General features: G+C 52.4%; 9 protein-coding genes. 4 read left to right on the forward strand and 5 right to left on the reverse strand.

Translation table 11 applies throughout. The features are described 5' to 3' along the window. The 3 genes from H6F80_RS26535 to H6F80_RS26545 all read right to left on the reverse strand — a co-directional run. Window positions 1-490, reverse strand: a 490-nt coding sequence (locus H6F80_RS26535) for a hypothetical protein (RefSeq protein WP_190794519.1), incomplete at its 3' end; no start/stop codon positions are given. A gap of 306 nt (window positions 491-796) precedes the next feature. Then, window positions 797-1,054 (reverse strand): hypothetical protein, encoded by a 258-nt coding sequence (locus tag H6F80_RS26540; RefSeq protein ID WP_190794520.1) that lies wholly within the window; start codon window positions 1,052-1,054, stop codon window positions 797-799. Then, complete coding sequence (locus H6F80_RS26545; protein WP_190794521.1) at window positions 1,041-1,682, reverse strand: DUF1802 family protein; 642 nt, start codon at window positions 1,680-1,682, stop codon at window positions 1,041-1,043. The genes H6F80_RS26540 and H6F80_RS26545 overlap by 14 nt, the downstream gene beginning before the upstream one ends. Window positions 1,683-1,942: 260 nt before the next feature. On the opposite strand from H6F80_RS26545, the gene H6F80_RS26550 reads away from it, so the two are divergent. The 4 genes from H6F80_RS26550 to H6F80_RS26565 all read left to right on the forward strand — a co-directional run bounded on the left by H6F80_RS26550 (window position 1,943) and on the right by H6F80_RS26565 (window position 6,641). Further along, a complete protein-coding gene (locus H6F80_RS26550; RefSeq protein WP_190794522.1) occupies window positions 1,943-2,176 on the forward strand; it encodes a hypothetical protein in 234 nt (77 codons plus the stop codon). A gap of 88 nt (window positions 2,177-2,264) precedes the next feature. Further along, complete coding sequence (locus H6F80_RS26555) at window positions 2,265-2,996, forward strand: COP23 domain-containing protein (protein WP_190794523.1); 732 nt, start codon at window positions 2,265-2,267, stop codon at window positions 2,994-2,996. A 224-nt stretch (window positions 2,997-3,220) separates the two neighbouring features. After that, window positions 3,221-5,008 (forward strand): pyruvate kinase, encoded by a 1,788-nt coding sequence (gene pyk, locus H6F80_RS26560; RefSeq protein WP_190794524.1) that lies wholly within the window; start codon window positions 3,221-3,223, stop codon window positions 5,006-5,008. Window positions 5,009-5,330: 322 nt separating this feature from the next. Beyond that, the gene (locus tag H6F80_RS26565; RefSeq protein WP_190794525.1) at window positions 5,331-6,641 is read left to right on the forward strand and encodes a hypothetical protein; all 1,311 of its coding nucleotides are present in this window, start codon (window positions 5,331-5,333) and stop codon (window positions 6,639-6,641) included. A 27-nt stretch (window positions 6,642-6,668) separates the two neighbouring features. Here H6F80_RS26565 and obgE read toward each other — a convergent pair whose 3' ends face one another. Beyond that, window positions 6,669-7,736, reverse strand: coding sequence for a GTPase ObgE (obgE, locus tag H6F80_RS26570; protein WP_190794526.1), 1,068 nt, complete (start codon window positions 7,734-7,736; stop codon window positions 6,669-6,671). 119 nt (window positions 7,737-7,855) lie between these two features. After that, window positions 7,856-11,146: a glycoside hydrolase family 15 protein gene (locus tag H6F80_RS26575; RefSeq protein WP_190794527.1), complete on the reverse strand. Its 3,291-nt coding sequence runs from the start codon at window positions 11,144-11,146 to the stop codon at window positions 7,856-7,858. Between the last annotated feature and the right edge of the window lie 296 nt (window positions 11,147-11,442).

Here is an 11,442-nt window from a genome sequence, read left to right on the forward strand (position 1 = left end):
AAGTATGAAGCATTTGCCAGACCTGCGAGAGGGCTTCCATTTCTGCTAACGAAATAGCGTCATCAGCTTTTACAATCGTCTGAGCAAATTTATAAATTGCGTTGGTAATTGAGTCGAGGTAATGGGTATTTTTTTCTTCGTCTAATCGGTTCAAAACAGAAGGCAGCATCAGGCGATCTTCGGGCTGTCCCTGCGTCAGGTTCAGCATGATTTGCAGCGTAATTTTTTGATATTTGATGCGATCGTCTGTCACATCCCATCGGTTTAAAGCCGCATATAGCTTTTCGCCATCTTCCTTCAGCAGCGCGTATAGCACCAGATAAGCAAGCAGTTCGGTCGATCGCAGTTCGCCATTGCTGCGCCCGCAAATTTGAATAATTTTGGCAATGTCAACCAGAATGAGCTCTGTGAATCCGGCATCGATCGATAGGAGGGGTATCAGGGCTTTGTGCAGCAGATTTGCCTCTTTTTTAACAAGACTAGAATTCACAGAAAACTCCTCTTCTCACTTCTTTTCCCATTCAGTTACCAAAACACCTTTCAGAGGCTGTTTGAGCAGTCGCAGAGGTGCCACATTGTCCCCTAAATCCCTAATTTTGGGAAACTTTGAGAGTCAGAATAACCTGGCGCGGTTTCCCCCAGGATTAGGAAACAAAGGGGCAGTTCGGAAGGATTACTGCTTTTCAAACAACCTTTCTAAGAGGCAAGCATTTGCACCAGGAACTTTTACTTCCTGCAAAAAACATTACCGCAAATACTTTGTCTCTACCGTCTATCGATCGACCCATCCCCCCGATTATCCCGGCTCCCCTGATTCCCCTTCTGCCCTTTTCCTCAAAGGTTGATTAGGAGGCTGAACTTCTTCACTTTTACCTTTAACAGGCGGCAAATGATCAACCAAGCCCAGCTCAAACGCGATATCAGGTAGTTGACCCGCAATGTATTTGCCGGGAGTGAAAACCCGAGCCGGAGTGAAACAGACCTGACGCAACTCGACAATTTCATCTGGAAAAAACGAACTTCTGCTAAAAATGCGCTGCTCAAACGATGACATTGCTTGCTCCTGTCTTTTCGTCTTGAGGGATTGCAGGCACAGCGATTTCCCCTTCCGGGAACTGCGAAGCCACCGCCCGAACCGCATCGACCTGCTGCTGATAATCGGCATTCGCGAGAACCGGACGAGCTCCATCAGGAGATAAGCTTTCTGCCAAATTAATCCACGATTTACAGCCGCCATATTCAGTCAAATAAGGAATTTCAACCGCTTGCGGCAATCTGTGAACGCGCAGCAACAGCACCGATAGGGGTAAACGCGGCTTCCATTTCAGGCGTTCCGTTACAAAGGCTTCATTCCAAATATGCAGGGGCAGCAGAGCTTCGACGATCGCAGCATCACTCACCTCGAAGCGATCAGTGATCTCAGCCCACGCAGAAATCCTAACCGTCTCCGGATGCCAACCCGAAGGGACGGGCGTGACTCGATTTGCGTACCCCGGCTTGAGTAAATGGGGCTTTTGATGTTCATAGGTGGGATACAGCCAGAAGGGGGAATCGGCGATCTTAAACTTGCCACCCGGTTCTCGAATCCCACCTTTGCGAAGCAGGACGATTGTTCTTCCAGCAGTGAGGGCATCAACAGCAACTGCCCATTCTTTAAGCGCAGCAGTAAAGGGAGAAATCATCGTTTCGGGGAGAGCGAGTTGAAAGAAATTAAAGTTGAAGCCAAAATGCAAAAAAGACTGGCTTTCCCTGCCAGTCTAAAATAAATGTCGTTTTCTCAGTGGAAGAAACCCCGTTCTGCGCGTTCCCAATGCGGCAGGCGGGTAAGAGCAACTACAACTTAAGGCTGCCCTTTTCCAGTAAACATCGTAACAAAATACGTCGAGGTTCCGTCATAAAGGTTTACCTAAATTCTATCGAACGACATAACTCTTGCTGATGAGTGCAAATCGAACCGGCTGTGATAGAAGGCTGGTTAGTAGGGTTGGCGATCGCCTGCTCACCCCCCTCATCCGCCAAAGCCGCTCAGATTCTATATTTTGTTGAAATTTGTTTCCAGCGATCGCCAAGTGTGGGCACTCTTAACAGCGAAAATACGTCGCACTCTACCATGAGCGATCTCAAGAACCTTAGCGACGCAAGCCGATCGCATCTGCATTATTCGCAGTCGCGGTGAGGCGACATCAGGAGTTAAAAAGGATTATCCCTGTCGCTCGATTCGCATTTCATTTACTTCTGACTGAATTACTAAAGAGGAGTTTCCTATGCCAGGAGTTTGGTTTAACCCGAAGCGTCGCCATTTTGTTCAAACGGTATGCATCAGTACGATCGCCGTGCTGTCTGGTTATGGATCTGTGCCTGCTCAGGCTGAGAGTGTGCAGCCCGATCGCTTGCTAGTGGCTCAAATTCAGTCGGCTCCCCCCACGACCTCGCCCTCCCCAACGACAACCCCCACCACTGATACCCGCTTCACCTGTCAGATGATGAACGGGCAATACACGGTCATGTATAACCCCCAGAGCCAGCCCGGAGAAGCCTATCCCTGGGCAGCACCAGGACAAATGGGCGGAGGCTGGAGTGCCGATCGTCGCTGTCAGGAAATCAGCCGTCGCCTGGAGTTTTACCGTCCCGATGGGCTGCTGGAACTGCAAACGGCAGTTGAAAACGGCTATAACACGGTTTGCGTTACGACTGAGCAGGTTCCGGGCTGCCGGATTGTGTTGACGGTTCCTGAAGGACAAGACCCGATCTCGACCCGCGATCGTGTGTTTGCCAACCTCAGCACAGCCGATGGCGGACAAAATACCGCTGCCGTGTCAACCTACAGGGGAGACGGTGCTGGGTCGCTGCTGAACCAGATTGGGCAGGCAGTGGGCTTAGACCTTTCTTCGCTGACCGGAACTGGAACCAGAACCCGAAGCAGCAGCCGCAGCGGGATAAATCTGCGTCCATTCCTTGATCCCGCCGATGGAGGCACGGGAACTCGCCTGCGTTAACTGCTGCGCCAGTCCCCCTCTTAATGAGAGGAAACTAATGTAAGGAAACCAATGTGAGGAAATCTTCAAAATTCGAGGATTTCCTCAAATTTGTGTTGCTTGTTGCTGCGAACCCGATAGACTGCTGTTAACGCATTCCCTAAACGTGATACTATCCCTTTTGCCGCTCCGAGAGGAGTGTCCTTCGTTTCACCGCCTAATTTTCATCGCCCAAATCAACGTTCATGCAACCACACCATTCGCTTCATCGCACCAAAATTGTGGCAACGATCGGTCCTGCCACAAGCAGTCCAGAGGTTTTACGCGAATTGATTCAGGCGGGAGCAACCACACTGCGGCTCAACTTCTCCCACGGGACGCACGAAGACCACCAGCGCAGCATTCGTCTGATTCGGCAAATTTCGTTTGAACTGAATCAGCCCGTTGGCATTTTGCAAGACCTTCAGGGACCGAAAATCCGTCTGGGTAAGTTTGAAAACGGCTCCATTACGCTTGAGAAAGGCGACCCCTTTATCCTGACGAGCCGCAAGCTGCCGGGAACCCAGGAAATTAGTTCTGTCACCTATGGGCCGCTGGCGGAAGAAGTCCCCGAAGGCGCAACGATTTTGCTGGACGATGGGCGCGTGGAGATGCGGGTGGAGAAGGTCGATCGCGTCAACAAGGAATTGCACTGTCGCGTTGTTGTCGGTGGACCGTTATCGAACAGCAAAGGAGTTAATTTCCCCGGCGTTTATCTGTCGATCCGGGCAATGACGGACAAAGACAGAGAAGATTTGATGTTTGGGCTGGATCAGGGTGTAGATTGGGTTGCGCTCAGCTTTGTGCGAAATCCGCAGGATGTGCTGGAGATCAAAGAGATGATTTCCAGTGCGGGTAAAAATGTTCCGGTGATCGCCAAGATCGAGAAGCATGAGGCGATCGAGCAAATGGAGGCAATTCTCTCGCTTTGCGATGGCGTGATGGTAGCACGGGGCGATCTGGGCGTGGAACTGCCTGCGGAAGAAGTGCCCCTGCTGCAAAAGCGGCTGATTGCAACTTCTAATCGGCTGGGCATTCCGGTGATTACAGCAACGCAAATGCTCGACAGCATGGTGAACAATCCGCGTCCGACTCGTGCCGAGATTTCCGACGTGGCAAACGCCATCCTTGATGGAACTGATGCGGTAATGCTGTCGAACGAAACTGCCGTGGGCAAATATCCGGTAATGGCAGTCGAAACGATGGCAAGAATCGCTATGCGAATCGAACAGGATCAGTCTCCAAACCGCAGCTTTGACATTATGGCGGGGCGATCGATCCCCAACGCAATTAGTCAGGCGGTCGGAAGAATTGCTGAGCAGCTTCAGGCAGCCGCGATTATGACTCTGACCAAGACCGGAGCCACTGCCCGCAACGTTTCTAAATTTCGCCCCAATAAGCCGATCCTGGCAGTAACGCCCCATGTCGATGTCGCACGACAGCTTCAGCTCGTATGGGGTGTGCGTCCGCTCCTGGTGCTGGATTTGCCTTCAACGGGTCAGACCTTCCAGGCAGCAATTAACGTAGCTCAGGAAAAGAATTTGCTGCGAGAGGGCGATCTGGTCGTGCTGACCGCAGGAACGCTGCAAGGTGTGGCAGGCTCGACAGACCTGATCAAGGTAGATGTTGTAACGGCAGTGCTGGGCAAAGGCGTGGGCATTGGTCAGGGATCAGTAAGCGGTTGTGCCAGAGTGGTGCAGAACGGTCGGGAGCTAAGCAGCTTTAATTCGGGCGAAATTCTGGTCGTTCCAAAGACCAATGCAGATTATGTCGAAGCGATTCGCAAAGCAGCGGGAATTGTGACCGAAGAAGATAGCCTGACTAGCCATGCAGCGGTGATTGGCTTGCGGCTGGGAATCCCGGTGATCGTCGGCATGAAAAATGCAACCGAGGTCATCCGAGACGGCACGATTCTCACCCTCGATTTGCAGCGCGGCTTGGTCTACTCTGGCATGATGAATTTTGCTCAAACCGATGTGGCAATGACCGTTTAAGCAAGGGGTGGCAATCAGGATATTTCGCCGATCGTCCCGCAGCGGGAACTGCTTCATGTCGCCATTTCCTGATCATTGGTCAGGCTGCTGAATAGCAGAGTAGGGAGGAGAGGTCGATTCGATCTCTCTTTGTTCATTGGAGGTCTCGGTTGTAATTTGCATCAGGTTGGCTGGAGTTTGAGTTACCGCAAATTCGCAGTTCAGCAAGGAAACGATACAGGCAAGGGAAATTGAGCGGCCTCAACTGGAACCTGATGTTTAAGCCAGCAGCACGGGCAAGTTAAACCTGGGCAAGTTAAACCTAAGCACAATCCTCGATGCCATGAAGAATCCGCTGAAAAGGCTGCGCTTTTCGAAACAGAAAAAACCTACTTCCTCTGGTCAAACCGCTTCCTCGACTTCCCCCACTTCTAGCAGCAAGCCTAAGACATTAGCAGATTTAGAAAAAGAAATCGAAGCGGAAATGGCAGCAGAAGCAAAGCGGCTCAAAGCCGAACAGCAAAAGCCAAATCAGCCACTCCGCAAGGCTTCCCAATTGCCTCGTTACGCACTCATGCTGGCTCTGCTAGCGAGCATTCCAGTGGGGTTGGTGTGGCTAGTGAATTTGCCTTATCCTCCAATTCGTCGTCCGATCGCACGATCGGCTCCTTTGCTGCTGCTGCCAAGCTACATCCGGTTCGACAATCAGTTTAAAGGCGCGATCAATCAGGTTGAGCAAGCAAGACAACTAATAGACCAATCGACTTCTCTTGCCGATTTGAGCCGGGGATCGGAAAAGCTGGAGCAGGCAAACAAAAACCTTGATGGACTACCCATCTGGTTAGAAAGCGAGTGGCGAGAGGTCGCGGGTGCAAACTCTTGGTATGTCTTTGCCTATAGTGCCGCCGGATTTAACCTTGCTAGAGCAGAAGTCGGACGCCTTCAGGCAAAAATGTTTCAAGAAAAGAACGCTGAAACTAGATTGCTGGAAGCCGAAAAACAAATCGCTGCCGCGAAACAACAATATGCCGCTGCTCAAAACTTGCTGGTTCAGCAAACCGCGATCGGACAATGGGAAAAAGCGATCGAGCAGTTCGCTCAAATTCCGCCCGAAACGTTAGCAGGCAGACTTGCTCCGCAAAAGCTTGATGCTGCTCAGAATGAGTTTATTGCCGTGATTGGGCAGTCCAGCACATTGCAGAGCCAGGGTGAAATTGGGGCAGCAGCGCAGTTTGCTCGGAGAGCTGCCGAAGCCAGTCAAAACCCACCTCATCCGGTTGAAGAATGGCAGCGGGTGGAATCTTTGTGGCAGGAGGCGATCGATCGCTTGTCCAAAATCTCGTCAGAAGATTCAGCAGGCTATCAGCAGGCGCAAACAAAACTTGCCCAGTATCGGGATAATCTGGAGCAGATTCAGATTCGCAAGCAGCAAGAAGCGGACTCAGTGAAGGCTCTGGAGCAGGCAGAGGCATTAATCGAGATTCTGGTGGCGAACCCACCCCCAAATAATCGATCGCTCAGTGTCAGCCTTCAGCGGATTATTCGCGAACTTGAGAAAGTGAAGAACGGCACGACAGTCTACCAGAAAGCGCAGAACCGGCTTCAAAACGCCCAAAGCAAGCTAGACCAAATTTCTCCCAAAGCTAAAAGCTAACGGCAATTTCCTCCAGCGAGCCCAGGTTTAAAGCTCCTGACAGACAAATTCGGTTTCGATTCCCGCCTCGTCCTCGGTTTGACTCGGTTCAGAAGCTTTGATTTCGTCAAGCATTTGCCACACTGTTGGCAGCAGCTCATCCAGTCCGCTTCCCGAAACGGCAGAAATGATGAAGACCGGACAGCCGCTTCGATCGTGTAATTCGGCTGCGAGGTCGTTGGGTAGCGTGCTATCGGGCGGCAGAGCGTCGATTTTGTTAACGGCAAGAATCTGGGGACGATCGGGTAACCCGCGATCGTATGCCTCAAGCTCAGCTTGGATCGTTTCGTAGGCAGCGATCGGGTCTTCAGAAGTCACATCGATCAGGTGCAGCAGCAGCCGGGTTCGTTCAATGTGGCGCAGAAAGTCGTGTCCCAGTCCGGCTCCCTGGTGTGCCCCTTCGATCAGTCCGGGAATGTCGGCAAAAACAGTTCCGTCTCCGGTGGGCTTTCGCACCACGCCGAGGTTAGGGATCAGGGTGGTAAACGGATAATCGGCGATTTTGGGACGGGCAGCAGACAGGGCAGAAATCAGGGTCGATTTGCCTGCATTGGGTAAGCCAATAATTCCTACTTCTGCCAGCAGTTTCAGCTCCAGCCGAATGGCGCGTTCTTCTCCGGGAAGTCCGGGCAGAGCATTTTCGGGGGCGCGGTTGCGGTTGCTGAGAAAGTGACGGTTGCCGAGCCCGCCTTTGCCGCCTTGCGCGACGAGCAGGGTTTGTCCGGGCGTGACCAGATCTCCAACAATCTCATCGGTTTCGATGTCGTAAACAACTGTGCCGCAAGGCACTTCAATGTAAAGATCGTCTGCTGAAGCTCCGGTCATGTTTTTGGGACCGCCGCGCTGACCGTTTTTTGCCTTAAAAATGCGGGCGTACTGAAAGTCCAGCAGGGTTTGCAGATGCTCAACTGCTTTCAGATAAACCGATCCACCTGCACCGCCATTGCCGCCCGCAGGACCGCCCGCAGGCACATATTTTTCGCGCCGGAAGGCAACCATGCCATCTCCGCCTGAGCCTGACTGAACTTCAATTTCTGCCTGATCGATAAACTGCATGATCTGATTTGCTGGCAATAGTGATGACAATGGAATGATGCGATCGAATGCCGCGCTCCTTCTTTAGATCGTAGGCGATCGATTTTCAGTCGGGGAGGATTTGGCAAAATTCGATTCTCTCAGGCTGAGATCGGAGCGCGAGGCATCGGGGCTTGTCCCAGTTCGGTCAGGAAGCGCAGTGCTTTCGCAATATATTTCGCGCAAACATAGGGCGAGGTTTCATAGAACGATCGCCAAGCAACTCCTTTTTGCTGATCGTAGGTATCCGCAGCATCAGGGTGATGATCCAGCCAGGCGAGTCGGACGGCGTGACCGATCAGCACATCCAGCACAATGTATTCCTCGATCTGGAGGTCTGGATTGCGATCGGCGATGGCAGCTAGCTCCATCAGTGCCTCGATGTTGACCTGACGATATTCGGAAGCCTGAATGTTGTTCAGCAGATGCTCGACCCGCAGCGCAAAGTTTTTCTCGCCTGGAGTCATTTCTGCCAGCAGCACTTCACTATCGAGCCGATTGCGGCGATCGAGCTTGTCGCCAATCACTACGCCTTTGCAGTGCCGCATCACCTGCCACACGCTGGGATAAAACCCAGTGGGAACGCGATTCAGGGCCCCGTCTCGCTGCCGCTGCTTCCACCAGTCGATCGACTGTGCCGGAGCTTCTACATTTGCCTCAGCGGAAATGACCCATTCGATTTCCTGGGTTTGGCGAACGTGCAGCGATTCTTGCTGAAATAGCGACTGGTTCAGCGTGTTGTAGCCTGCGAGAACCTGCATCAGACGCAGCTTAATCTCAAACGGACTGAGGCGCATCAGCCGCTCGTATGCTTCGTCTTGCGTGATTTGCTGCTCGCGTGCCAGTTCGGTGGTAATCAGCAGAATCAGATAGCTCACCCGCAGTGTCAGTAATCCTTTAAAAAGCTGGGGATCGGTCTTGATCAGCACACTGAGGTAGATTAGGATTTCCTGGGTGAGCGGACGCTCGCGCACGTCGCTGCTGCAAAAGTGCTGAATCTTGTCCATGATGTCCGTCGCAGGGAGGGGACTGGTGATTAGCGAAGCTTCGGTATAGGCCTTGCCCACCGAGATTTGCTTGCCCCGTACCAGGATATCGGTGACCGCATCCGAGAGGCTGACATCAACTTTGTGCAGCAGCCCGGCAACGCGCCGAATGACTGCCCAGAGCTGAATCTGACTGGCTTTGCTGTAAACCTCATCCAACAGCATCGCGATCGTCACAGGCTGACCCGAACCCCCCAATCCTGTGTCAAAGGTGAGATCACACAAATTGCTGAGATTTTCCAGCAAATCAATCTGCTCATACAGGTTCACCGACTGCTGCAGCAAATCAAGCAATCGTGGAATATTGGTTTCATAAGCCAGCAAAAATTCCTGCGTATTGCTCAGGGGCGCATTGCGATCTGGATAAAACGTTAGGTAATACTCTGCCGGAGCTGCATTTTGCACTGATGCCTCAGCAAACTCAAAGTCGTGCAGAAAATCAACCCGCTCTATGCCTGCGGTCAGCATCATTTGTTTTAAGTCGCCGAGCTTAACCGGAACGCCGTTGCAGCTTCCTTCCTGTAATTCCCGCAGCAGCTTGAGTAGGGGAGAGGATTCAGCAACCCCATCGGGCGATCCCTGCTCTGCCTCGGTCTGGAACATGGCATGGGTCAGCAGCAGTGTCATCGTCGGTCTGCCGAGCTGACGCCAGTGTCGCTGAATGTATGCCAGTTCGCCTTTGATCTGTGCCACCAGAAAGTGATAGTCCAACGTTAGGTAAAACTGCTGCGGATCGAGGAAGGCAGGCAGGAAGACGATCGTTTCCCCTCGAACCTTGAAAATCCGCGAAGTCGTCATGCTGCGAAGCCGCCGAACCGGGCGACCCGTGAGCTTCAGCTTGTCATTGCGTCCGATCTGGGAATAGACACGAGACAGTTCCTCTGCCCGTCTGACTTGAATGGGGGCAACTTGTGCCGGAGTTTGGGTGGCGATCCCATAGGTGGCTAGCTCTGCCTGAAGCATTTCGTCTTCGGTCAGCAACGCAATTTGCACCAGGGGTTTCTGACGCTTGCCCGACTGCCGATGCCGTCCGAGGGGGTCAATATCGCCGATCGCTAGCAGCCCTTCCCGAATCATCTGCCCCAGCAAATAGAGGCTTTGTGCCCAGACCAGCGGCACGTTTTCATTCGGCAAGCGAGTTTGACTGTGGGGAGTCGATCGCTCTGCTTCGATCTTGTCCGCAAGCACGAAATAAAGCTCTGGCAACAGCTTAAAACCGTTTTGCTCGATCAGCAGCGGCTGAAGTTTCTGGTCATAGCGTTCCGCCTGTTCCCGATCGTCGCGAAACAGCGCGTCCAGCAGGAGATAGGTGAAAAAGAGGGGCCACTCGCACTCGATATGCTCAAACTGCTTCAGCTCTTTCGGCTCGTAGTGCAGCCGAGTCACATCTTCAATAACAGTTTGGTGTCCGTCGCGCAGGAACCGTTTACAGCCATAGTTGCCTTGCAGCTTAGAAATCACGTTGTCGCGGGTGCGATCGACCAGAGTTCTGTCTTCGATCGCAAATGCTGGAAAGCCGATCACACTCAGCAGTGCCCCATCCACTTCCTTGGAAGCCGATTCTCTGGGCAGCAGCGAGTCCAGCGTAATTCGTGCCCTGGCGATCTCATCCGGCAAGACGTGAATCACCGAAGCCTGACTGCCACGCACACCAAACAGATCGAGTCCATTAATGGCTTCCAGGGCTGCCTTTGCCATGCCGATCGAGCTGGCGTTGAGTTCGGGCTTGCCATGGTTCATTTTGTTGCCGCGTTCCCAGATGCCATAGTCCGGGGTACGGTAGGTGCGACCGATGTAATACACCAGATTTTGAATGAAATTCACTTCATCGATCGTGAAGACAATTTGCAGCCCGGAAACCGTCATTTGCGCCAGCATCAGCAAATAGAGCGACGTGGCATCCAACTGAAGATGTCCCCAGCCGTCATCCCCCACCACCACATCTGCAGTCTGGGTGTCGTATTTGGCGTGCAGCGCGTCAAGCAACCCCTGCGATACTTTGAATTTTTCGACTTTGTGCGCCTGCCGCATCATGGCAAACAGCAAGCCGCGCATCAGTTTCACGACGCTGTATTCTAGCTCATACGCCCTGCCACGATCGTCATTCACCTTTCGGTATGCCAGTCCCAGCCCCCAGACCGCCAGAATGCTGTAAACGTTGTCCCGCACCCAGGCATCAGTATAGTTGCCGTGAGCAGTAATGGCAGTGCTAGCAGGCAAAAGTCCAGTCACCGGATGCTGGCGATCGAGAATAACGGCGCAAATCTCTTGATAATAGGCATCCAGGCGACTTTGGAGCGCAAGATCATCAGTCAGATGAGCAGAGGTAGTCAGATGAGCAGCCATAGATCCTCACAGGTTTCCGGGAGAACAATTCTGAAGGGCGTAGAAGACAGCAGCGGAGATAACCAAAGCAGGTAGCTTCAATCACAGGCATTCTTCAATCACACGCATTACGGAACAAGAGCCAGGCAAGGGGGAAAGATAAATTCTCCTTACTTTGCTGAGTTGCCCTCAAAAAAGTGCTTGCAGTGTTTCTCTACTCATGAGGAGAAGTACTGATGCAGTTAATAAATTCTTAATGATCATACTCTGTGCAGATGCCAGAGTGAAACCGTGCTGGCTATCGCCTCATTCAATCC

The organism is Leptolyngbya sp. FACHB-711 (assembly GCF_014695615.1).
Taxonomy (GTDB): domain Bacteria; phylum Cyanobacteriota; class Cyanobacteriia; order Elainellales; family Elainellaceae; genus Leptolyngbya_A.